Source organism: Gordonia sp. NPDC003376, assembly GCF_053589235.1.
In genome coordinates this window covers 31,735-53,689 of sequence record NZ_JBSFRM010000015.1, presented here as the reverse complement: position 1 = coordinate 53,689, position 21,955 = coordinate 31,735, and the positions used below count along the sequence as shown (strand labels likewise).

Sequence of the window (21,955 nt, the reverse complement as noted above, 5' to 3'; positions counted from 1 at the left end):
ATCGGACCGGCGCGTCGGTGTGACCTCAGGAGTCCCACGTGTCACGCTCGATCCGATGCCCACCATCAGATCCGTCTCCGCCGCCGACAGCCTCGCGACCCGACTCCGTGAGGCGCGTCGGGCTCGGCGTGAACACGGTGGCCGCCCCGAACGCGGTGCGCGTGAACTGATCCTCATCGCGTTCGGTGTCCCGCTGATCACCGTGTCGGTGGCGGTGCTGATCGTCCTCGCGGTACAGCTGATGGCCGGTGGCGCGTTGTCGGCGGTGCCGTCGGCCGTCGCCGCGTGCTGGCTTGCGGTACACCAGGTCCCGATCACCTTCGGCGGCGTCACCATCGGGGTCCTGCCCATCCTGCCCACACTGCTGGTCGCGGCCGGGACCGCGCTGATCGCCGGGTCGGCGAGTCGCACCCGCCACGGGGCCGAACTGCTCACCGTGATCCTCGCCGCGGTGGCCGGGCCGCTGCTGACCACCGCGATCTGCCTCGCCGTGGTGATGGACGGGTCGTCGGTGCTGCCGATCCAGAGTCCCGGTGCGCTGGGTGCCTTCGGACAGACCCTGCTGGTCCACGCCGTCGCCGCCCCTGTCGGGGTGTTGCTCGCGAATCGCGAACTCGTCGATGCCCGCCTCACCGACGGCGATCGCCGCGGCCTCCGCTACGGCGTGGTCGCCGCGCTCGCCCTGTTCGCCGCGGGCGGGATCCTGGTCCTGCTGCGTCTGCTCCTCGCGTGGACCTCGGTGGGGGAGATGATCGGTGACGGCTACGACTTCGACGGCTACCTGGGCCTCACCGTGCTGTCCATCCTGTATCTGCCGAACCTCATGATCGGGTCCGCGGCGGTCCTCCTCGGTTCCGAGGCGCACATCGGTGCGGTGTCGGTGGACCTCTTCGCGACACGCGGTGGGGCCGTGCCACCGCTGCCCGCCCTGGCGATCCTGCCCACCGACGTCGTCGCGTGGGCGCCGATCGGGCTCGCCGTCCCCGCCCTGATCGCGGTCGGCGTCGCCTGGCGGTGCCGGTCGACGGATCTGGCGGTGTACGCACGCAGCCTGGCGGTGGCCGCCGCGGTGGCCGCCGCGATCGTCGTGGTGCTCGGACAACTCTCCGGAGGCAGGCTCGGTGAGGTCGGCGGCGCCGGCATCACCATCGCCACCGCAGGGGTGTTCACCCTCGGCTGGATCCTGGTCGCCGGGGTGATCGTCGCCCTGGTCCACAACGTGCTGCCGTGGCTGCGGTCCGGCCGTGACGGGTCCGGTCGTTCGGGCAAGGCGCGGCGTCGTGCGGCGGCGACCACGTCGACGGAGACCGATGACGGTTTCGACGAGATCCTCGACGACGACCCAGACACCGACGACGCAGACACCGACGACGCAGACACCGACGACGCAGACACCGACGACGCAGACACCGACGACGCTTTCGAGGACGACGAGGACGAGTACCAGGACGCCGAGTACGAGACGTTCGGCGGGCCCGACGACGAGTACGGGATGTCCGGCCGGCGAGACGGCGCGGGCGCCGCCGACGACGACCCGGCATCTGCGGACCGGATCGACGTGCACCACGACCACGCCGGACACGGCGCGGGCCCCGACGCGTCCCGGGATACCGCCGCCCACTAGGCTCGATGCCGTGAACCCCCCGTCACCCGTGTCGAGCGCCGCCGTGCGCGCCTCGGTCGTCGTGATGGCCTCGGGCACCGGATCACTCCTGGAAGCACTGCTGGCGCGAGCCGGCGAACCGCAGTCGCCGTTCGCGGTCACCGCCATCGTCGTCGACCGCGACTGCCGCGCCGGTGAGATCGCCGCCGAGCACGACATCCCGCTGATCGTGTGCAAGCTCCGCGACCACGCCGACCGGGACGCCTGGGACACCGCATTGCGTGACCACGTTGCCGCCGTCACCCCCGACTGGGTGGTGACCGCAGGGTTCATGAAGATCCTCGGGGACCGATTCCTGGCCCGGTTCGCCGGCCGGATAGTCAACTCGCACCCGGCCCTGCTGCCGGCGTTCCCCGGCGCCCACGGCGTAGCCGACGCGCTCGCCTATGGCGTCAAACTGACCGGCACCACCGTGCATCTGGTGGATTCCGGTGTCGACACCGGCCCGGTACTCGCGCAGACCGCGGTGCCGGTGGAGGTGGACGACACCGAGGACTCCCTGCACGAACGCATCAAGTCGGTGGAGCGCGTGCTGCTCGCCGACGTGGTGACCGATCTTGTCACCCGAGGAGTAGTCATCGACGGACGAAAGGCCCACATTCCGTGAACGCACCGAGCACTGACGCGACCCGCCGCCCCATCCGCCGCGCGCTGGTCAGCGTCTACGACAAGAGTGGGCTCGCGGACCTGGCGAAGGCCCTGAAAGTGGCCGGCGTGGAGATCGTCTCCACCGGCTCCACCGCCAAGACGATTGCCGCCGAAGGTGTTCCGGTGATCGAGGTGTCGGAGCTGACCGGCTTCCCCGAGTGCCTCGACGGCCGCGTGAAGACCCTGCACCCCAAGGTGCACGCCGGCATCCTCGCCGACAGCCGCAAGGACTCACACGTCGCCCAGCTCGCCGAGCTCGGTGTGGCGCCGTTCGATCTCGTCGTGGTCAACCTCTACCCGTTCACCCAGACCGTCGCCTCGGGCGCCACCCCGGACGAGTGCATCGAGCAGATCGACATCGGCGGTCCGTCGATGGTGCGCGGTGCGGCCAAGAACCATCCGACCGTCGCGGTGGTGACCAACCCCGGTGACTACGACGCCGTGATCGCCGCTCTCACAGGTGGTGGGTTCAGCCTTGCGGAGCGGCAGCAGTTGGCCGCCAAGGCATTCCGCCACACCGCCGACTACGACGTGGCCGTCGCCTCGTGGATGTCGAGCGTCGTGGCGCCGCCCGTCGCCGAGGCCGAGGGCAAGCACGAACCCGACAACTCGCGCTTCCCGGAGTGGGCCGGTGCCACCTGGTCGCGGTCGACGGTGCTGCGCTACGGCGAGAACCCGCACCAGTCGGCGGCGCTCTACCTCTCCAACTCCGACTACCACGGTCTGGCCTCCGCCGAGCAGCTGCACGGCAAGGAGATGAGCTACAACAACTACACCGACTCCGACGCGGCCTGGCGTAGCGCACACGACTTCGACCAGCCGGCCGTGGCGATCATCAAGCACGCCAACCCGTGTGGCATCGCGGTGGGTGCCGACATCGGCGAGGCGCACCGCAAGGCGCATGCCTGCGACCCGGTGAGCGCCTACGGCGGCGTGATCGCGGCCAATCGGGAGATCACCGTCGAGATGGCCGAGCAGGTTGCGGAGATCTTCACCGAGGTCATCATCGCCCCCGGCTTCGCCGACGGTGCGCTGTCGGTGTTGCAGCGCAAGAAGAACATCCGCATCCTGCGGGCCGTGCCGCCGCAGCGCGCCGGGATCGAGACCCGACCCATCTCCGGTGGCCTGCTGATGCAGCAGCGCGACGTGCTCGACGCAGCCGGTGACGATCCGGCCAACTGGACCCTGGTCTCCGGTGCTCCGGCCACACCGGAGGTCCTCGCCGATCTCGAGTTCGCTTGGCGTGCTTGCCGTTCGGTGAAGTCCAATGCGATCCTGCTGGCCACGGACGGCGCCTCGGTGGGCGTCGGCATGGGGCAGGTCAACCGCGTCGACTCCGCTCACCTCGCCGTCAACCGCGCCGGTGAGCGCGCGGCCGGCAGCGCGGCGGCGTCGGATGCATTCTTCCCGTTCCCGGACGGTCTGGAGGTGCTCATCGCCGGTGGTGTCACCGCGGTGGTGCAGCCCGGTGGATCGATCCGCGATACCGAGGTGATCGAGGCGGCGTCGAAGGCGGGCATCACCCTGTACCTCACCGGTGCCCGGCACTTCGCCCACTGATCCGTTGACCGGGCGCCCGATCGCGTTGAGTGGGCACCCGCTCACGTTGAGCGTGCACGGCGGGCGCCGGTGACCATCCCGCAGTTCGCGCTGCTCGTCCTCGCAGGCTTCGGCGCAGGCCTCATCGGGTATGTCACCGGCATGGCCTCCCTGGTCAGCTACCCCGCCCTGCTCGCCGTCGGCTTGAGCCCCATCTCCGCCAACGTCACCAACACGGTCGCGTTGGTGTCGGTGGGGGTCGGCAGCATGAGCCAATCGGGGCGGGTGCTGCTCGACGGCGACCGGCGTCGGCTCGGGATCGGCATCGTCGCCGCCCTCATCGGCGGCTCCATCGGTGCACTGGTCCTGATCCTCGCACCACCGAACTCGTTCCGGATCATCGTGCCGTACCTCGTCGCACTGGCCTCGGTGGCGCTGCTGATCCAGCCGCGGCTGCGTCGACTCGCCTCGAAACACGTTGATCGGCCGTGGATCTGGTACTCGGGACTGTGCATCATCGCGATCTACGGCGGCTACTTCGGAGCCGGCGCGGGCATCGTGATCCTGGCCCTCGCCCTCGTCGTCACCAGCGAACCGCTGTGGCGCGCAACTCTGTTGAAGTCACTGTTTCTCGGTGTCGCCAATCTGGCGGCCGCGATCGGCTTCGCCTTCTCCGGTCACGTGCACTGGGTGGCCGCCGTCGGGATGGCGATCGGCTGTCTGGTCGGCGGATGGTGTGGACCTCCGGTGGTGAAACGTCTTCCCGCCGAGCCCCTGCGGATCATGGTCGGAATCGGGGGATTGGGTCTGGCCCTCTGGCTGGGCATTCGCGGCTGAACACCCGCGTCGGACCGGGCGGTCGCAGTATCCGGCCACCCAGAATCCGGTCACCGGTGCAGCGGTAGGGGCATATTTCCTCACCGAGATGTAAACCCTGTTGCCGATTCACCATCGCGAATAGACATACCTGGTGACTTTGTTCGTAGACATCACCGCCGACGAGGAACGAGGCGGGCAACCGGGCGCCGACAAGCCCGACGGTCGTTCGCGCCTGCGGGCCCTCGCGCAGCAGGTGGGCCTTCCGCTGCTGTCGCTGGTGCTGTTCCTCCTCGTGTGGCAGCTGATCGCCATCAGCGGCGTGTGGACCGAGACCTTCGTCCCACGACTCGGCACCGTGTGGCAGGCCTTCGTAGACATGTCGACCACCCACAACGGGGTGATCGGCTACGCCGGCTACTACTGGTGGGAACACCTGTACATGACCTTGCGCCGAGTGCTCCTCGGCGTGGTGATCGGCGTCGCCATCGGCGTCGTCCTCGGTCTGGTCATGGGGTCGATCCCGTGGGTCCGTCGCCTCCTGGAACCGTGGCTGACGTTCCTGCGCGCGCTGCCGCCGCTGGCGTACTTCTTCCTCCTGGTCATCTGGCTCGGCATCGACGAGGCGCCCAAGGTGACCCTGCTGGCCCTGGCCGCGCTGCCCCCGGCGGCGGTCGCGACGACGGCCGCGGTCGGCGCCGCACCGGTCACCCTCGTCGAGGCGGCCCGCGCCCTCGGGGCGTCGCGGCGTGAGGTGATCACCGATGTCGTCGTCCCGGCCGCGTTGCCCGAGACCTTCACCGGAATCCGGTTGTCGGTGGGCATCGCCTACTCGTCGGTGGTCGCCGCCGAACTCTTCAACGGCATCCCCGGTATCGGCGGTGTCGTCAAGGACGCAAGCAATTACAACAACACCCCCGTGGTGCTCGTCGGGATCGCACTGATCGGGCTGTCCGGTCTGATCATCGACGGCGTACTCCGGGTGATCGAGCACCGTACGGTGCCCTGGCGCGGAAAGGCCTGACCTCTCATGACATCTCAACTCCGACGATCTCCGGTACGTACGGTGGCGGCACTCGTCGCCGCCATCACCGCGGCTCTTCTCGCAGTGGCGGGCTGCTCGGTGGACAAGTCCGGAGCGGACTCCGGGAAGCCGACGATCCGCCTTGCCTACCAGTCCTTTCCGAGTGGCGATCTGATCGTCAAGAACAACCGGTGGCTCGAGGAGGCGCTCCCGGACTACAACATCAAGTGGACCAAGTTCGACTCCGGCGCCGACATCAACACCGCCTTCGTCGCCAAGCAGATCGACTTCGGCGCAATCGGTTCCAGTCCGGTGGCACGCGGACTCTCGCAGCCGCTGAACATTCCGTACCAGGTGGCCTTCGTCCTCGACGTCGCCGGCGACAACGAGGCCCTCGTCGCCCGTAACGGCACCGGTATCAACACCGTCGCCGATCTCAAGGGCAAGCGCGTCGCCACCGCCTTCGCATCGACCGCGCATTACAGCCTGCTCGCCGCACTCGAGCAGGCCGGGGTCAAGCCCTCCGACGTCGACATCATCGACCTGCAGCCGCAGGCATCGCTGGCCGCCTGGCAGCGTGGTGACGTCGACGCGGTCTACACCTGGCTGCCGACTCTCGACGAATTGCGCAAGGACGGAAAGACTCTCATCGCCAGCCGCCAGCTCGCGACCGCAGGAAAGCCGACCCTGGACCTCGGTGTGGTCGCCACTGACTTCGCGAACGCCCACCCCGATGTCGTCGACACCTGGCGCAAGGTGCAGGCGCGGGCGCTCAACCTCATCAAGGACGACCCGCAGGCCGCCGCCACGGCCGTCGCCGCACAGTTGGGCACCACGCCGGAAGATGCCGCCAACCAGCTGAAGCAGGGAACCTTCCTGACCCCGGCCGAACTGGCCACGCCCACCTGGCTGGGCACCGAGGGCAATCCGGGAAATCTGGCCGAGAACCTGCACAGCGCAGCGGTGTTCCTGGCCGAGCAGCAGCAGATCCCGGCGGCACCGCCGCTGTCGACCTTCCAGGCCGCGATCTACACGAAGGGATTGCCCGGTGTCGTCGAACAGTCCTAGCCCGGCGGTCGCCGGCCCCACCCCGGGAACCGCGACCGGCGCTCGGGCGGAATCAACCGTGGGAAATGCGATCTCACTGTCCGGTGTCTCGCAGCGATACGGCTCCGGGGCGTCGGCGGTGACCGCGGTGGGACCGGTCGACCTCGCCGTCGCCGAGGGTGAGTTCCTCGTCCTCGTCGGCGCGTCGGGCTGCGGCAAGTCGACGCTGCTGCGATTGATCGCAGGGTTCGAGCCGCCGACCGCCGGCGAGGTGCTGGTCGGGGGAGCGGCCCCGGTCCCGGGAGTCACGTCGGGTGTGGTGTTCCAGCAGCCGCGCCTGTTCCCGTGGCGCACCGTCGGCGGGAACATCGACCTGGCACTGAAGTACGCGCGGGTGCCCAAGTCGGAGCGCGCCGCCCGTCGCGAGGAACTCCTGGCGCGGGTCGGGCTCACCGACATCGCGGGCCGCCGGATCTGGGAGATCTCGGGCGGGCAGCAGCAACGCGTGGCCATCGCTCGTGCGCTCGCCGCGGAGACCTCGCTGCTGTTGCTCGACGAACCGTTCGCGGCCTTGGATGCGCTCACACGCGAGACGTTGCAGGAAGATCTGCGGTCGGTGAGCGCCGACCTGGGTCGTACCAATGTGTTCGTCACCCACAGTGCGGAGGAGGCGGCCTTCCTCGGCACGCGGATCGTCGTGCTGACATCACGGCCGGGAACGGTGGCACTCGATCTCACCTCGCCGATCCCCCGGACGGGGGCCACCGCCGACGAGGTCCGTGACTCACCCGAGTACACCGTGCTTCGCACCCAGATCGCCACCGCGGTGAAAGAGGCTGCAGTGGCCGGAATTTCGACAGGAGAGGCCCGATCATGACCATCACCCAGGCCCAGGCGTCCGTGGGAACGGTGACCTCCGGTGTCGAGTTCGACATCGACGAGTTCGGCCCGCGGTTCGGCGCCGAGATCCGCGGCGTCGACGTCGCCTCGGCGTCCGACGACGACGTACGCGCGCTGCGTCAGGCGCTGGTCGATCACAAGGTGATCGTGCTGCGCGAACAGCGCCTCGACGACGCCTCCCACATCGAGTTCGGTCGTCGTCTCGGCGATCTGACCTCCGGTCATCCGGTGTGGAACAGCGGCGACGTGCCCGACGAGGTGTACGAGCTCGACAGCGCCGACAACGGATTCGCCGATGTCTGGCACACCGACGTCACCTTCATGCCGCGCCCACCGGCCGGCTCGATCCTGCGTCCGGTGGTGTTGCCGCGCAACGGCGGAGACACCAACTGGGCCGATGCGGAGCTCGCCTACGAGTCGTTGTCGGCGCCGGTGCGAGACCTCGTCGACGGCTTGACCGCGACCCACGACGGCAACCGTGAGTTCGGCTACTACCTCAAGCACCGTCGTGACGGACATGGAAACGTCTGGGACGGAGTGGAGGTCACTGCGCTTGCGCCGGTGAGTCATCCGGTGGTGCGGGTTCATCCGGAGACCGGCCGCAAGTCGCTGTTCGTCAACCCGGGCTTCACGTCTCACATCGACGGGGTCTCCGACGCCGAGAGCCGGGCGATCCTGGATCTGCTGTACGCCCACATCACCAAGCCCGAGCACATCGTCCGGCACCGGTGGCGCCTGGGGGATCTGGTGCTGTGGGACAACCGCAACACCCTGCACTACGCCAACCGCGACTACGGCGACAATCGGCGCGTGATGCATCGCATCACCCTGCGGGGCGACGAGCCGGTAGGCGTGCGCTGACACCCCGGTCGACGAGACTCGGCGCCCACTCAACGGAATCTGGCTCCCGGTCAACGGAATTCGGTGCCCACTCGATTCGAGTGGGCACCGTTTCTCGTTGACCGGGCGTTTCTTCGCATTCACTGGGTGCGACCGTCCCGTTCCCGGGTCCACCCACCGCCCCGTATGCAACCAAGAGGTTGACGATAGGTGTGGCCTGGCGCACACTCGTATTCAACCGAATGGTTGAGGAGAACGAAGTGGAAGACGACGGGCTGTCCAAGGTGTTCGCCGCACTTTCGGACCCGACCCGGCGCGACATGGTCGCCCGGCTCGCGGTCTCCGATGCGACGGTCGGTCAGCTCGCCGCCCCCTACGACGTCAGTCTTCAGGCGGTGTCCAAGCACCTCAAGGTGCTCGAGGACGCCGGGCTGGTGACGCGCAGCCGTTCGGCGCAGACCCGCCCTGTCCACCTGGAAGCGGAGGTGTTCGACCTCATGACCAAGTGGATCGAGCGGTACCAGAGGCGCGCCGAGGAGCGATATCAGCGCCTCGACGTCCTACTGGCAGAGATGAACGATGAAGCGCCACCGCATCGTCGTGCTGAACGCACCTCACGAGGAGAAGCATCATGAGCACCATCACTCGCTACCCACAGGCCGCCATCGAGGCCGATCCGTCGGTCCCGATCATCCGTATCACTCGCGACTTCCGGGCCACCCCGGCACAACTGATGCGCGCCCACACCGACCCAGATCTGTTCATGTCCTGGGTGGGCCCCGACTCGATCAGTAGCAAGGTGGTCGAGTGGGATGTCCGCAACGGTGGTAGCTGGCGGTACATCTCCACCGACGGGAGCGGTGAGTACGGGTTCCGGGGGTGCTTCCACACCGTCACCGACGACACGATCGTGCAGACCTTCACCTTCGAGGGCATGCCCGACTCGGTGGCGCTGGAGAAGCTGTGGTTCGAGGATCTGGGGGACGGCACCACCCGTCTGCACGCCCAGTCGCTGTGTGAATCGTTCGATGATCGCGACGGGTGGCTGGCCTCTGGCATGGAGGTCGGTGTCAACGAGGGATATGCCCACCTCGACCGCCTGCTCGAGGCCGAGGAGGTCTGAGCGGGTGTCCGAACTCATCGACCTGTCCGTCGCCGATCGGCATCGTGTGGTGGCCTCAGGTTTCGGGGCGGTCGCCGACGCCGTGGACGATTGGGATCGACCGACACCGGTGGACGGCTGGGTGGCGCGCGACATCGTGGCCCACCTCGTGGAGTGGGTGACCGGATTCCTCACGGCGGGCGGCGTCGACGTGCCCGCGTCGCCGGGCCTCACCGAACCGCCGGTCGCGTGGAAGGTCCACGCCGAGCGCATCCAGGCCCTTCTCGACGAGCCCTCCGCAGAGTCCACCTTCTCCCACCCGATGGTCGGCGAACTCCGTCTGGCCGACGCGATCGACCGGTTCTACACCAGTGATGTCTTCATGCACACCTGGGATCTCGCCACCGCGGCCGGGCGCCCCGCCGATCTCGACGCCTCCTTCGCCGCACATCTGCTCGACGGTATGCGGCCGATCGACGAGGTCCTCCGCGAATCGGGACAGTACGGTCCCGCGGTCCCTGTCGCCGAGGACGCCGACCCGATCACCGCGCTGGTCGGCTTCATCGGACGTGATCCGGCGTGGCGGGCCCCGGCCGGCCCACCTGCGTGACCCGGACTGCGTGACCCGGACTGCCGGACACCGGACTGCGTGACCCGGACTGCCTGACACCGCGACAGGTCGTGATGGCATGGCGCGCGCCACAGTACGGAGTACCGTGGTCGGGGTGGCAGAGGACTTCACCATCGGAACCACCGAAACCCGTCATCCGTCCCCGCGAACGTTGGGTGAGCTGCGTGCCAGCAGCCATGTCCAACGCAGCGTGCGCGACGAGATCCGCAACAACCTGCTGACCGCCCTGCGCGAGGGCCGCGACCCCTGGCCGGGCATCGTCGGATTCGAGTCGACGGTCATCCCGCAGCTCGAACGCGCGCTGCTCGCCGGTCATGACGTCGTGATGCTGGGCGAACGAGGCCAGGGCAAGACCCGCATCCTGCGTACGCTGGTGGGTCTGCTCGACGAGTGGACGCCGGTGATCTCCGGCTCCGAACTCGGCGAACACCCGTACGAGCCGATCACACCCGCCTCGATCCGCAAGGCCGCCAACCTGCTCGACGACCTGCCGATCGAATGGCGTCACCGCAGCGAGCGGTACAGCGAGAAGCTGGCCACCCCCGACACCTCGGTCGCCGACCTCGTCGGCGACGTCGATCCGATGAAGGTCGCCGAGGGACGCAGCCTCGGTGACCCCGAGACCATCCATTTCGGTCTGATCCCGCGGGCCCACCGCGGCATCGTCGCCATCAACGAGCTGCCGGACCTGGCCGAGCGCATCCAGGTCGCCATGCTCAACGTGATGGAGGAGCGCGACATCCAGGTCCGCGGCTACAGCCTGCGGCTGCCCCTGGACGTGCTGGTGATGGCCAGCGCCAACCCCGAGGACTACACCAACCGCGGTCGCATCATCACCCCGCTCAAGGACCGGTTCGGTGCCGAGATCCGCACGCATTACCCACTGGAACTCGACGACGAGATCGAGGTGATCGAGCAGGAGGCCGACCTCACCGCCACGGTGCCGACCTTCGTCACCGAGATCCTCGCCCGGTTCACCCGCTACGCGCGCGATCATCCGTCGATCGACCAGCGCTCGGGTGTGTCGGCCCGGTTCTCCATCGCCGGCGCCGAGACCGTCGCCGCGGCGGCGCTGCACCGGTCCGCGGTGACCGGTGAGGACGTTCCGGTGGCACGCGTGGTGGACCTCGAGTCGGTCATCGAGGTGCTGCGCGGGAAGATCGAGTTCGAATCCGGTGAAGAGGGCCGCGAGCTGGAGATCCTCGAGCACCTGTTGCGAAAGTCGGTGGCCGACACCGTCCGTGCCCATCTCGGTGGCATCGACATGGCAGCGCTCGTGCATGCGCTGGAGGAGGGCGAACCGGTGGTCACCGGAGACCGGGTGACCGCCGCGGAATTCCTCGACTCGTTGCCCGACGGCGTCACCGGGGTCCTCGATGCGATCGGCGAGCGGCTGGAGGCGACCGGCGACGGCGAACGTGCCAGTGCCGTCGAGTTGGCACTCGAAGGACTCTTCCTGGCCCGGCGGATCGGCAAAGAAGCCGACGAGACCGGCCAGACCATCTACGGCTGATCCAGATCCAGGGGGCATCACCCATGGTGCAGAAGAACTTTCATCGATCCCGCTATCAGCGGTACACCGGCGGCCCGGATCCGCTTGCGCCGCCGGTGGATCTGCGTGAGGCGTTGGGTGAGATCGGTGACGACGTGATGTCCGGCGTCAGTCCCCAACGGGCACTTCGGGAGTTCCTCCGACGGGGCAGTGCTGGCACCGCCGGTCTCGACCGCCTGCGCGAACAGGTCAACCGCCGACGTCAGGAGCTGCTGAAGAACCGCAACCTCGACGGCACCTTCGCCGAGATCCGCGAACTGCTCGACCGTGCGGTCCTCAACGAGCGCAAGCAACTCGCGCGTGACCTCGACGACGACGCGCGGTTCGCCGAGATGCAGATGGGTTCGCTGCCGCCGTCCACCGCGCAGGCCGTCGAAGAGTTGTCGGAGTACCGGTGGCGCAGCCCGGAGGCGGCTGCCGACTACGACAAGATCAAGGATCTCCTCGGACGTGAACTGCTCGACCAGCGGTTCGCCGGGATGAAGGAAGCCCTCGAGGGGGCCACCGAGGCCGACCGGCAACGCATCTCGGAGATGCTCTCCGACCTCAACGAACTGCTCGACGCCCACAACCGCGGTGAGGACACCACCGAGCAGTTCGAGAAGTTCATGGACGAGCACGGCGAGTTCTTCCCCGAGAATCCGCGCAACACCGAGGAACTCATCGATTCGCTCGCCCAGCGCGCGGCCGCCGCCCAGCAGTTCTACAACTCGCTGACCCCCGAGCAGCGCGCCGAGCTCGATCAGCTGGCACAGCAGGCATTCGGTTCACCGGACCTGATGGGCCAACTGGCGCAGATGGATTCGGCGCTGCGGCAGGCGCGTCCGGGGCTCGGCTGGGACGATGGACAGCAGTTCTCCGGCGATCAGCCGATGGGGCTCGGGGAGGGGGCGGCGGCTCTGCGTGACATCTCCGAACTCGAGGCGCTCTCCGAGCAGCTCTCCCAGCAGTACGCCGGCGCCCAGATGGACGACATCGACATCGACGCCCTCGAACGCCAACTCGGGGAGCAGGCCGGCGTCGACGCCCGCACCCTCGTCGAACTCGAGAAGGCGTTGCGCGAGGAGGGATTCTTCGATCGCGCCGCCGACGGCCAACTGCGGTTGAGCCCCAAGGCGATGCGCCAACTCGGGCAGGCGATCTTCAAGGACATCGCCGAGGACCTGTCCGGGCGCGGGGAGCGGCAGACCCGCAACACCGGACTGCTCGGTGAGCCGACGGGTTCGACGCGGGAATGGGCCTACGGCGACACCGACCCGTGGGATGTCTCCCGCACCGTCGCCAACGCGGTGCTGCGGTCGGCGGCGGAGGGGCACCCGACCTCGGTGGATCATCCCGGCGTCCGGATCGACGTGCACGACGTGGAGCTCGCCGAGACCGAGGCACGCACGCAGGCCGCGGTGGTGCTGCTGGTGGACACCTCCTTCTCGATGGAGATGGAGGGCCGCTGGACGCCGATGAAGCGCACCGCGGTCGCGCTCAACCACCTCATCTCCACCCGATTCCGTACCGACGAACTGCATCTCATCGCCTTCGGCCGGTACGCGCGGTCGATCGACATCGCCGAACTGACCGGACTGCAGCCGCGGATGGAGCAGGGCACCAACCTGCATCACGCGCTGTTGCTGGCGCAGCGTCATCTTCGGCGCTTCCCCAACGCGCAACCGGTCGTCCTGGTGGTGACCGACGGTGAACCCACCGCACACCTCGATCCCAGTGGGGAACCGTTTTTCTTCTACCCGCCGCATCCGCAGACCATCGCGCTGACCGTTCGCGAGCTCGACCACGTCGCCCGGCTCGGGGCGCAGGTCACGTTCTTCCGGCTCGGCGACGACCCGGGCCTGGCCCATTTCATGGATCAGATCGCCCGGCGCATCGGCGGACGGGTGATCGCCCCCGACGTCGACGGTCTCGGGGCCGCGGTGGTCGGGGACTATCTGCGCTCCCGCCGGGGCCGCCGGCGCGGCTGACGACCGGAGATCAGATGGCTCTTCGGGCGGTCACCAGGTCGGCGGCTGCCCGCTGGGCGGATATCCGGGTGGTGGATTTCCGGGTGGGGCGGTCGGCGGGATTCGTTCACGGTTGCGCCGGTTGCGCCCGACCACCCACAGGATGACGCCGACGATCGTCACCAGCAGGCCCAGCCCGCCGCCGAACACCGCGAGCAGGACGCCACCGACCCCGGAGAAGACACCACTCAGGGACAGAGGCGGCGCACCGACGGCGTATCCGTTGCCACAGTCGATCACGTACTCGCCGGCGGCGGTGATCCGGTACTGGGCGAAGGATCGGACGGTGGTGTTGTCGAAGGTGAACGAGCTGGACTGCGTCGTCGAATCGCGCTCGACGCCCGGACCGGTCACCGCACAGGCCGGCAGCGGATCGGGGTAGGGGCCGGCGGTGGTGCCGGGGGCGTAGAGGGTGAGCTGGGCGCCGGCGTCGAGATGTCGGGTGACCGACCCGTTGATCGCGAACGCCTGCGAGGTCTGGTCGGCCACCTTGCCGAATCCGCTGACCGCGAGGATCACCCCGACCACCACGGAGATCAGCATGAGAGCAGCACCGAGCCCCGTCAGGACCTTGCCCACACCAGCCATGTGCCGATGGTCGCACACAACCACGACGAACACCCACGGACTCCGGTGCCGGTATCAGGGTGGGACTCAGGGTGTTCACTCATGTCTCGGCACGCCCCCCGCGTCTACCCTGACTGTCGTGACCAGCGCACCAGAACCCCCCGCCGCCGACGACGGACACTCGCGGATGCGGGCCGCCGACGCCGATCGTGAACTCGTGCAACAGATCCTGGCCGCGGCCCTGACCGGTGGGCATCTGACGGCCGCGGAATACGAGGAACGGTCCGGGCGGGCGGTGTCGGCCAGAACCTTCGGTGACCTCGACGCGCTCACCGACGACCTGCCGGTCACCCAGCTCGGGGTGGCGCTGCCGCAGCCCGGTGACCCCTATCCGAGCCGGGTGTCGTCGGGCAGCGGACGCGAACCGATCCGCAGCCGGCTGGCGATCCTGTCCGGCAGTGAACTCACCGGTGCGGTCCCCGTCGCCGAACACCTGTCGGCCACGGCGATCCTCGGTGGGGTCGAGATCGATCTGCGCGAGGTCGAGTTCACCGCACCGCATCTGACCATCCAGTGTCTGGCGATCATGGGCGGAGTCGACATCGTCGTGCCGCCCGACGTCGCCGTGGAGATCGGTGGCGGCGCGATCATGGGTGGATTCGGTGGGGGCAAGGCCGCGGGGCCGGGCACCCCGGGCGCGCCCACTGTGCACATCACCGGATTCGCGGTGATGGGTGGCGTGGAGGTCAAGCGCAAGGAGCGTGGTGTCGGCGGGTGGGCGCAGCGATGGGGAGGGGGCTGAACCGGCTCGTCAGGCCAGCAGCCACGCGATGATCATGATCACCGGGATCGACGCCAGCGTCGTGATCAGCGCGGTGTCGCGGGCCAGGACCTGTCCGCGCCGATAGCGCGTCGCGTAGACGAGGACGTTCTGTGCGGTCGGCAGGGCCGAGATCACGACCTGCGCGAACAGCTTGTGGCCCTCCTCGCCGAAGCCCCACCGCGCGATCACGTACACGAGCGCGGGCATCACGATCATCTTGAGTACCGTCGCCAGGGCGATGTCGCGGCGCGGACTGTGTCCCTTCTTGAACACCGCGACCCCGGTCAGCGACATGCCGAAGGCCAGCAGCGCGCCCGGCACCGACGCGTTGCCGAGCATCTTGAGGGGTTCGAGGACCGCCTGCGGCGGCATCCAGCCGATCACCGAGATGGCGATGCCGATCAGTCCGCCGATCAGGATGGGATTGGTCAGCGGCAGGATCACCGCGTCACGCACCGGATTGCCGCGACCCCGTTGTAGCGCGGTCTTGTCCAGGGTGACCAAGGCCAGCGGTGAATAGATGAGGATCTGGAACAGCAGCAGCGGCGCGATGAACGATGCGTCGTCGAGTACGAAGATCGCGATCGGCAGGCCGAGATTGACGCTGTTCACATACGACGACGCCAGGGCGCCCACCACCACTTCAGGGGTCTGGCGGTGCAGGACGAGTGTGGCGATCAGGAAATAGAGCGCGCCGACGGCCAGCGCGCTGCCCCCCGCGATGACCAGCGTCGACGAGAAGATCACCGACAGATCGGTGGTGATCAGCGAATAGATCAGCAGGGCCGGGGTACAGACGAAGAACACCAGTCGGGAGAGCACCTCGTGGGCGTGCTCGCCGAGTGCTCCGGTGCGGCCCAGTACCACCCCGACGCCCACCATGATGAAGATGACGGTGAACCCGGAGACGACGCCTGACACCCGGGAGAGTCTAGGTCGACAGTGGACCACGGTCCGAATCGCGGGCGAGGAGTCGGTGCCGTGACCGGTGGCGCGATGACGGTCGGTTGAACGAACCGTCGCGTCGAGGTGTGCGGTGATCGGTGGTCGGTTGGTTAGGCTGGCCGCGACCCGGATGTCGGCGCCGGGCTGTCCGCGACGCCGCAGTGATCAGGACGCCGCAGTGATCAGGACGCCGCAGTGATCAGGACGCCGCAGTGATCAGGACGCCGCAGTGATCAGGACGCCGCAGAAACCAGGACGCCGTGACGAGTAGGAGGGCTCATGTCCGCACCCCACGACGGTCCGACCGGAAACCCGGCCGAGGACCCGACGACGATCAACCCGGTTCCGAACGGTCCGGGGACCCCCGATCTGTTCAAGAAGCAGACCCCGGAACCGCCGACATACGGTGATGCCTCGGATTTCCAGCCGACGCAGCTCGGACCGAATGTCGTGCCGCCGGTGCCGCCGCAGGCGCCCTTGCCACCACCTTCCTACGGCGCCCAGCCCGGTTACGAGACCCCGCCCGCCTACGGGACGCCCCCGCAGGCCGACCCCTATGCGCAGCACCCTTACGCGCAGGACCCCTACGCCCAGTACGGGGCCCCGGGCCAGGCCGCCCCCGGCTACGGCACTCCGGGCTTTGGCACTCCGGGCTTTGGCACTCCGGGCTATGGCGCGCCGGGCTACGGCACTCCGGGCTATGGCGCGCCCGGTTACGGCACCCCGGGATACGGACCGCCGGTCAGTCCGCCGAACAACAGCAAGGCCACCACCTCGATGATCTGTGGTATCGCCGGCCTGGCCTTGAGCGTGGCGGGCTGCTGCTTCCTCTTCGTGTTCTTCGTCCCGATGGCGCTCGGAATCACCGCGATCGTCACCGGAATGAAGGCACGGACGGAGATCGAGGCGTCGCAGGGTCGTGAAGGCGGCTCGGGGATGGCCATGGCCGGGATCATCACCGGTGCCATCTCGGTGGTGCTGGGGATCGTGGCGTTGGTCTTCCTGATCATCGGAACCGGCAGCTACCTGGCCGATCTGTAGCAGCCGACACCGGCGCTCGTCGCCGTCGACCGGAGTCGTTTTGGATCCTCGGCGCCGAGCCAGGTAGTCTGGTCGGGTTGCGTGACGCGCCCGGTTGGCTGCGTGCGCGCCGACCAGCCGGAACCATCCCCCTCGCGGAGCGGATGACTTCTGGTGAAGATCACGTAGAGAAGGGCACGATCATGGCTGTACCGAAGCGCCGGATGTCGCGGGCGAACACCCGCAGCCGTCGTTCGCAGTGGAAGGCGGACAACCCGGCATTGCAGGAGGTGAAGGTCAACGGCGTTGCGCAGCGCATCCCGCGTCGCCTCGTCAAGGCCGTACAGGCCGGCGTCATCGATCTCGATCGTCGCTGACCTGACCGACCGGTCCACGACCGGTTCGCGAACCCACGTCGAACGCCCCGGAATCATCCGGGGCGTTCGTCGTGTCCGGGGCAGATCCGTGGAGTCTCGTCTGACACGATGAGAGGGTGCTGCTGCAGGTCCTCAACAGCGCCGGTATCGCGGTGTTCGCGGCGTCGGGCGCCGTCCTCGGTGTCCGCAAGGATTTCGACCTCTGGGGCATTCTGACCGTCGGTGTGCTGACCGGTGTCGGTGGCGGCATCCTGCGGGATGTGCTGCTGGGCATCACACCGCCGTCGTCGGTCGAGAACTGGACCCCGATCTGTACCGCTGCCATCGCGAGTCTGGTGGTGTTCTTCTTCCATCCGGCGTTCAGCGAACTCCGCCGGACGATCCTGGTACTAGACGCGTTCGGGATGGGGTTGTTCGCGACGACGGGTGCCGGCGTCGCGCTCGACGTCGGGGCCAGCGCCTTTGCCGCGGTGCTGGTAGGCATGCTCACCGCGATCGGCGGTGGCATCCTGCGGGACGTCCTGGCCAACGAGATCCCGCTGCTGCTGCAACCGGCCGACCTGTATGCGATCCCCGCTCTGCTCGGATCGACGCTGTTCGTGACGGGGGAGAAGCTGGTGCCGCAGTGGCATCCGTGGGTGGTGGTCGCGGCGGTGACCCTGGCGACCGGACTGCGCTTGCTGGGCCTCGCCTTCCACTGGACGTTGCCGACCGCGCCGACGCGGACCTGGCCGCGCCGTTGGACGCGGTGAGGGTGGGCCTTGCGATCAGCGCGGAGAAAATCCCGTTTCACCTATGTCGCGACGGCCGGGTCGTCGTAACGTCACCGGCGTGCTGGGGGAACACATATCTCGGGGTCATCGTTCGGTCGGCAAACGTCTCGTCGTGCGCGCGACGATCCTGCTGTGCAGTCTGGCCGTGGTGGTCACCGGCGGGGTCCTCACGAGCGCGGTATCCGACGCCGCGCCGACGACGAGCGCCGTCGGACGCGGCGCGGGCAGCGTCACCCAGGCGTATCTGACCGGGGCGACGCCCGGGGCGTCGGTGGTGCTGCGGGATGCCACCGGGACGCGGGTCGGGGCCGGTCATGTCGACCGGCTCGGCTCATTCCTGGTGCGTGAGCTGGCTCCGGGTGGCGGCTACCGCTTCGATGTGGGCGGCCGGAGTGGCAACTCCTTCGCGGTGCTCGGCGAGGCGCCACCACCGACAGCCCAATTCGAGCAGACCCTGCGACCCGGGATGAACTACATCCGGGTGCGTGACGGCATCACGCTGGCGGCGATGGTGCGGTTGCCGGTGGGCAAGACCCTTGCCGACGGCCCGTTCCCAACGCTCGTCGAGTACTCCGGCTACCAGATCGCCGCGCCCGGTGACTTCGTGCTCGGGGCGTTGGGATCACTGGCGCGGCAACCCGATCCACGCTCACCGGCCATCAGCACCATGTTGGGTGGGATCATCGGTCCCACTGCCGGTTTCGCGACGGTGAATGTCGCGATGCGTGGCAGTGGCTGCTCCGGTGGGGCTTTCGATCTCTTCGACCTGCCCACCACCTACGACGGCTACGACGTCGTCGAGACCGTTGCACGCCAGCCGTGGGTGGCCCACCACAAGGTGGGCATGGTGGGGATCTCGTTCTCCGGGATCTCGCAGATCGCCGTCGCCGGGACGCGGCCGCCGAGCCTGGCGGCGATCGCCCCGATGAGCATCACCGACGATCTCTACTCCACCGGGTTCCCCGGCGGGATCTTCAACACCGGATTCGCCCACACGTGGCTGGCCGAACGGCAACGTGACGCCGCACCCGCACCGGCCGGGGGGCAACCCTACCCGCGAGTGGCGATCGCCGACGGCGACCGCATCTGCGCCGACAACCAGCGCCTCCGGCTGCAGTCGGTCGACGCCGAGCGTCTCGTCGCCGACAACCCCACGCGCACACCGTCGGTGCACGACCACCGGTCACCGTCCTGGTGGGCGTCGCGGATCACCGTTCCGGTCTACCTCGCGGGTGCTCTGCAGGATGAGCAGACCGGTCCGCAGTGGACGGCGATCATCCCGCGGCTGGCACACAATCCGAACGTGTGGGTCAAGATGATCAACGGATCGCACTTCGACTCCACCCATCCGCAGATCCTCGGACCGTGGAACGAGTTCCTCGACATCTTCGTGGCACACCGGGTCCCGACACCGAAACCCGCGCTGACCGCGCTCGGACCGGTCCTCTACGAGGCCACCAGCGGCACCCCGGGCCGGCCGATCGTCACCGCGCGTCACCCCGATGCGGGAACCCTGGCCCGTGCCCGGACGCTGTTCGCGCAGGACCCGCGGATCCAGGTGTTCTTCGGCAACGGCACCGGCACCGTGCCGGTCGGCAACATGAGCGCTCTGTGGTCGGCCGGGTTCTCCTCGTGGCCACCGGCTTCGGTGGGCGACGGTCGTCGCCTGGCGCTCGGGGTCGGCGGAACCCTGGGCGGCGCCGGCGGATCGGGCGAGGTCTCCTTCCGTCCCGATCCGTCGGCGCGACCGGCCGGCACGCTGGATGTGACCGGACCGTCGATGCTGCCGTGGAAGGCGCGCCCACCCTATGACTGGGCGCCGATCCCCGGGCAGGCCGGCGTCGGATTCACCAGTGCGCCACAGCAAACCGACACCGCCGTCGTCGGTCCGGCGAGTCTGGACCTGCGGCTCGCGTCGTCGGCACCCGACACCGACCTACAGGCCACCGTCTCCGAGGTGCGACCCGACGGTCGGGAACAACTGGTCACCACCGGCTATCTGCGGGCGTCGTTGCGGGCCACCGACGATGCCGCCACCGCGCTGCACCCCGCGCGCGATTGGCTTTCACCGCAACCACTTCCCTCCGGGTTCAGCACCGCGCGGATCTCCCTGGAACCGATCGCCTACACCTTCCGCGCCGGGTCGCGGATTCGGGTCACGGTCACCTCACCCGGTGGGGACCGCACGTCGTGGCGGTTCGACACCCCGGCCACCGGGGGCCGAATCGTCGACACCCTGGCGCTGGGCCCGGGCGGGTCGTCACTGGTGTTGCCGGTGGTGCCCGGACTACGGGCCGGTGGTCCGTCGGCGCCCTGTGAAGGTCTGCGCGGCCAGCCGTGCCGGGCCTACACGCCGGCGTTCAACGGGGGATAGCGAATGGCCACCGTGATCGCGTCTGATCGGTGGTTGAGCACGTGTCGTCGCTTGGGTTTTGTGCTGCTCATCGGTGGTTGAGCAGGTGGCCTTCGCTTGCGCTCCCGTGCTGCTCGTTGGTGGTTGAGCAGGTCGTCCTCGCGTAGCGAGGCCGTCCGGTTGTCGAAACCTCTGTCAGCGGTGGTTGGGAGGTGATCGCTCTGGGGTGGTCGCTTTGTGTTGTCGGCCGGTGGAGGTTTCGACGGCCGCGTCGTCGCTTGCGCTCCTTGCTGCTCAACCATCAACTGCAGCACGGTGGTTGAGCAGGTCGTCCTCGCGTAGCGAGGCCGCCCGGCCGTCGAAACCCGGTGAGACAAGAGCATTCGCGACCACCCCGTGGCTTCGAGTGGGGTGAACCTACTGTGCGATCAGCTTGTTCACCGTGCGATTGACGAAGTTCGGGATGAACTTGGCGGCGTTGCCCAGCACCAGGGTCTGGGTGCCGACGGAATAGCTGGTGCGGTGCAACAGTCGGTCGGCGCGCGTCGGATGCACCGACTCGTAGACCTTCTCGGCGATCTGTTCGGGGGTGATCCGCACGCCGAGGGTCTGGGTGGACTTGGCGCTCGGGTCGGCCAGTGCGGTCTTGGCCCACAGTGGCCAGATGCTGACCACCCGAATGTCGTCGTGTTCCCACTCGAGCTCGAGCGCCTCGGTGAGGCCGGCGACGTAGAACTTGGTGGCGCTGTAGGTGGCGATCCCCGGCTGGCCGTAGATCGCCGACGCCGACGCGATGTTCACCAGATGTGCTCCCGGCGTCGCCTTGAGGTAGGGGTAGGCGGCCTGCGCGCCGAGGGTGACGCCGAGGGCATCGATGTCGATCTGTGCGCGGATGGCGTCGGGGGAGATCTCGTCGAGGCGCCCGGCCTTGAGGATGCCCGCGTTGTTGTCGAGGACGTCGAGGGTGCCGCCGGTGTGTGAGGTGAACTCGGCCAGTGAGTCGGCCCATTGCTGCGGGTCGCGGACGTCGAGGCGTCCGGTGATGAAGCCCGGGTGGTTGGCGGCGACCTTGTCGAGGGCGTCCTGATCGACGTCGTAGACACCGACGGTCCAGCCCTCACGGGCGAAACGCTGCGCGGTGGCCAGTCCGATACCGGCCGCACCGCCGGTGACGAAAATCGATGACATTGGCTCTCCTGCCCTTGTGACCTGCGTCGATGAGATGTCGAACGAAACTTACTCGCCAGTATAGTCCGCTGTCTGTTTACTCGGTCACACTCCGCTGCTATCTTGACAATACGCGTTGATATGACATCGTTCGTTGTC

21 protein-coding genes are annotated in these 21,955 nt (G+C 68.2%); 18 read left to right on the top strand and 3 right to left on the bottom strand.

Annotated elements, in window-relative coordinates:
* Window positions 1–55: 55 nt before the first annotated feature.
* The 13 genes from ACWDUA_RS15895 (at window position 56) to ACWDUA_RS15835 (ending at window position 13,732) form a co-directional block, all read left to right on the top strand.
* On the top strand, window positions 56–1,624 hold the full coding sequence (locus ACWDUA_RS15895; protein ID WP_449751960.1) for a cell division protein PerM: 1,569 nt from the start codon (window positions 56–58) through the stop codon (window positions 1,622–1,624).
* A gap of 64 nt (window positions 1,625–1,688) precedes the next feature.
* Window positions 1,689–2,270, top strand: coding sequence for a phosphoribosylglycinamide formyltransferase (gene purN, locus ACWDUA_RS15890; RefSeq protein WP_449752037.1), 582 nt, complete (start codon window positions 1,689–1,691; stop codon window positions 2,268–2,270).
* Window positions 2,267–3,871: a bifunctional phosphoribosylaminoimidazolecarboxamide formyltransferase/IMP cyclohydrolase gene (gene purH, locus ACWDUA_RS15885; RefSeq protein WP_449751959.1), complete on the top strand. Its 1,605-nt coding sequence runs from the start codon at window positions 2,267–2,269 to the stop codon at window positions 3,869–3,871. Before purN ends, purH begins: the two co-directional genes overlap by 4 nt.
* Window positions 3,872–3,940: 69 nt before the next feature.
* Window positions 3,941–4,687, top strand: coding sequence for a sulfite exporter TauE/SafE family protein (locus ACWDUA_RS15880; protein ID WP_449751958.1), 747 nt, complete (start codon window positions 3,941–3,943; stop codon window positions 4,685–4,687).
* Window positions 4,688–4,820: 133 nt separating this feature from the next.
* Window positions 4,821–5,690 carry an ABC transporter permease gene (locus ACWDUA_RS15875; protein WP_449751957.1) on the top strand — a complete coding sequence of 290 codons (870 nt, stop codon included), beginning with the start codon at window positions 4,821–4,823 and terminating at the stop codon, window positions 5,688–5,690.
* Between the two features lie 6 nt (window positions 5,691–5,696).
* Window positions 5,697–6,758, top strand: coding sequence for a taurine ABC transporter substrate-binding protein (locus ACWDUA_RS15870; RefSeq protein ID WP_449751956.1), 1,062 nt, complete (start codon window positions 5,697–5,699; stop codon window positions 6,756–6,758).
* Window positions 6,739–7,614, top strand: a complete 876-nt coding sequence (locus ACWDUA_RS15865) for an ABC transporter ATP-binding protein (RefSeq protein WP_449751955.1) — start codon at window positions 6,739–6,741, stop codon at window positions 7,612–7,614. The genes ACWDUA_RS15870 and ACWDUA_RS15865 overlap by 20 nt, the downstream gene beginning before the upstream one ends.
* On the top strand, window positions 7,611–8,498 hold the full coding sequence (locus ACWDUA_RS15860; RefSeq protein ID WP_449751954.1) for a TauD/TfdA dioxygenase family protein: 888 nt from the start codon (window positions 7,611–7,613) through the stop codon (window positions 8,496–8,498). Before ACWDUA_RS15865 ends, ACWDUA_RS15860 begins: the two co-directional genes overlap by 4 nt.
* 221 nt (window positions 8,499–8,719) lie before the next feature.
* Entirely contained in the window at window positions 8,720–9,112 is a 393-nt protein-coding gene (locus ACWDUA_RS15855; protein ID WP_449752036.1) for an ArsR/SmtB family transcription factor, read from the top strand.
* Window positions 9,109–9,600, top strand: coding sequence for an SRPBCC family protein (locus tag ACWDUA_RS15850; RefSeq protein ID WP_449751953.1), 492 nt, complete (start codon window positions 9,109–9,111; stop codon window positions 9,598–9,600). Before ACWDUA_RS15855 ends, ACWDUA_RS15850 begins: the two co-directional genes overlap by 4 nt.
* On the top strand, window positions 9,560–10,189 hold the full coding sequence (locus ACWDUA_RS15845; RefSeq protein ID WP_449751952.1) for a maleylpyruvate isomerase family mycothiol-dependent enzyme: 630 nt from the start codon (window positions 9,560–9,562) through the stop codon (window positions 10,187–10,189). The genes ACWDUA_RS15850 and ACWDUA_RS15845 overlap by 41 nt, the downstream gene beginning before the upstream one ends.
* Before the next feature lie 79 nt (window positions 10,190–10,268).
* Complete coding sequence (locus ACWDUA_RS15840; protein ID WP_449751951.1) at window positions 10,269–11,723, top strand: sigma 54-interacting transcriptional regulator; 1,455 nt, start codon at window positions 10,269–10,271, stop codon at window positions 11,721–11,723.
* A gap of 23 nt (window positions 11,724–11,746) precedes the next feature.
* Complete coding sequence (locus ACWDUA_RS15835; protein WP_449751950.1) at window positions 11,747–13,732, top strand: vWA domain-containing protein; 1,986 nt, start codon at window positions 11,747–11,749, stop codon at window positions 13,730–13,732.
* A gap of 30 nt (window positions 13,733–13,762) precedes the next feature.
* Here ACWDUA_RS15835 and ACWDUA_RS15830 read toward each other — a convergent pair whose 3' ends face one another.
* Window positions 13,763–14,359, bottom strand: coding sequence for a hypothetical protein (locus ACWDUA_RS15830; RefSeq protein ID WP_449751949.1), 597 nt, complete (start codon window positions 14,357–14,359; stop codon window positions 13,763–13,765).
* Between the two features lie 118 nt (window positions 14,360–14,477).
* Here ACWDUA_RS15830 and ACWDUA_RS15825 point away from each other — a divergent pair, with 118 nt between their 5' ends.
* A complete protein-coding gene (locus ACWDUA_RS15825) occupies window positions 14,478–15,140 on the top strand; it encodes a DUF1707 SHOCT-like domain-containing protein (protein WP_449751948.1) in 663 nt (220 codons plus the stop codon).
* 9 nt (window positions 15,141–15,149) lie between these two features.
* Here ACWDUA_RS15825 and ACWDUA_RS15820 read toward each other — a convergent pair whose 3' ends face one another.
* The gene (locus tag ACWDUA_RS15820; RefSeq protein WP_449751947.1) at window positions 15,150–16,082 is read right to left on the bottom strand and encodes an AEC family transporter; all 933 of its coding nucleotides are present in this window, start codon (window positions 16,080–16,082) and stop codon (window positions 15,150–15,152) included.
* A 303-nt stretch (window positions 16,083–16,385) separates the two neighbouring features.
* Between ACWDUA_RS15820 and ACWDUA_RS15815 the strand changes: the two genes are divergently transcribed.
* The 4 genes from ACWDUA_RS15815 (at window position 16,386) to ACWDUA_RS15800 (ending at window position 20,650) form a co-directional block, all read left to right on the top strand.
* On the top strand, window positions 16,386–17,147 hold the full coding sequence (locus ACWDUA_RS15815) for a DUF4190 domain-containing protein (RefSeq protein ID WP_449751946.1): 762 nt from the start codon (window positions 16,386–16,388) through the stop codon (window positions 17,145–17,147).
* Window positions 17,148–17,329: 182 nt separating this feature from the next.
* Window positions 17,330–17,503 carry a 50S ribosomal protein L32 gene (rpmF, locus tag ACWDUA_RS15810; RefSeq protein ID WP_053776874.1) on the top strand — a complete coding sequence of 58 codons (174 nt, stop codon included), beginning with the start codon at window positions 17,330–17,332 and terminating at the stop codon, window positions 17,501–17,503.
* A gap of 116 nt (window positions 17,504–17,619) precedes the next feature.
* On the top strand, window positions 17,620–18,255 hold the full coding sequence (locus ACWDUA_RS15805; RefSeq protein WP_449751945.1) for a trimeric intracellular cation channel family protein: 636 nt from the start codon (window positions 17,620–17,622) through the stop codon (window positions 18,253–18,255).
* A gap of 133 nt (window positions 18,256–18,388) precedes the next feature.
* The gene (locus tag ACWDUA_RS15800) at window positions 18,389–20,650 is read left to right on the top strand and encodes a CocE/NonD family hydrolase (protein WP_449751944.1); all 2,262 of its coding nucleotides are present in this window, start codon (window positions 18,389–18,391) and stop codon (window positions 20,648–20,650) included.
* Between the two features lie 396 nt (window positions 20,651–21,046).
* Here ACWDUA_RS15800 and ACWDUA_RS15795 read toward each other — a convergent pair whose 3' ends face one another.
* A complete protein-coding gene (locus tag ACWDUA_RS15795; RefSeq protein WP_449751943.1) occupies window positions 21,047–21,817 on the bottom strand; it encodes an SDR family oxidoreductase in 771 nt (256 codons plus the stop codon).
* Between the last annotated feature and the right edge of the window lie 138 nt (window positions 21,818–21,955).

Coding starts and splice junctions, on each gene's coding strand:
- ACWDUA_RS15895 (WP_449751960.1), top strand. CDS start 56: ATGCCCACCATCAGATCCGTCTCCGCCGCCGACAGCCTCGCGACCCGA.
- purN (WP_449752037.1), top strand. CDS start 1,689: ATGGCCTCGGGCACCGGATCACTCCTGGAAGCACTGCTGGCGCGAGCC.
- ACWDUA_RS15870 (WP_449751956.1), top strand. CDS start 5,697: ATGACATCTCAACTCCGACGATCTCCGGTACGTACGGTGGCGGCACTC.
- ACWDUA_RS15860 (WP_449751954.1), top strand. CDS start 7,611: ATGACCATCACCCAGGCCCAGGCGTCCGTGGGAACGGTGACCTCCGGT.
- ACWDUA_RS15855 (WP_449752036.1), top strand. CDS start 8,720: ATGGTTGAGGAGAACGAAGTGGAAGACGACGGGCTGTCCAAGGTGTTC.
- ACWDUA_RS15850 (WP_449751953.1), top strand. CDS start 9,109: ATGAGCACCATCACTCGCTACCCACAGGCCGCCATCGAGGCCGATCCG.
- ACWDUA_RS15845 (WP_449751952.1), top strand. CDS start 9,560: ATGCCCACCTCGACCGCCTGCTCGAGGCCGAGGAGGTCTGAGCGGGTG.
- ACWDUA_RS15840 (WP_449751951.1), top strand. CDS start 10,269: ATGGCGCGCGCCACAGTACGGAGTACCGTGGTCGGGGTGGCAGAGGAC.
- ACWDUA_RS15835 (WP_449751950.1), top strand. CDS start 11,747: ATGGTGCAGAAGAACTTTCATCGATCCCGCTATCAGCGGTACACCGGC.
- ACWDUA_RS15830 (WP_449751949.1), bottom strand. CDS start 14,359: ATGGCTGGTGTGGGCAAGGTCCTGACGGGGCTCGGTGCTGCTCTCATG.
- ACWDUA_RS15815 (WP_449751946.1), top strand. CDS start 16,386: ATGTCCGCACCCCACGACGGTCCGACCGGAAACCCGGCCGAGGACCCG.
- rpmF (WP_053776874.1), top strand. CDS start 17,330: ATGGCTGTACCGAAGCGCCGGATGTCGCGGGCGAACACCCGCAGCCGT.
- ACWDUA_RS15795 (WP_449751943.1), bottom strand. CDS start 21,817: ATGTCATCGATTTTCGTCACCGGCGGTGCGGCCGGTATCGGACTGGCC.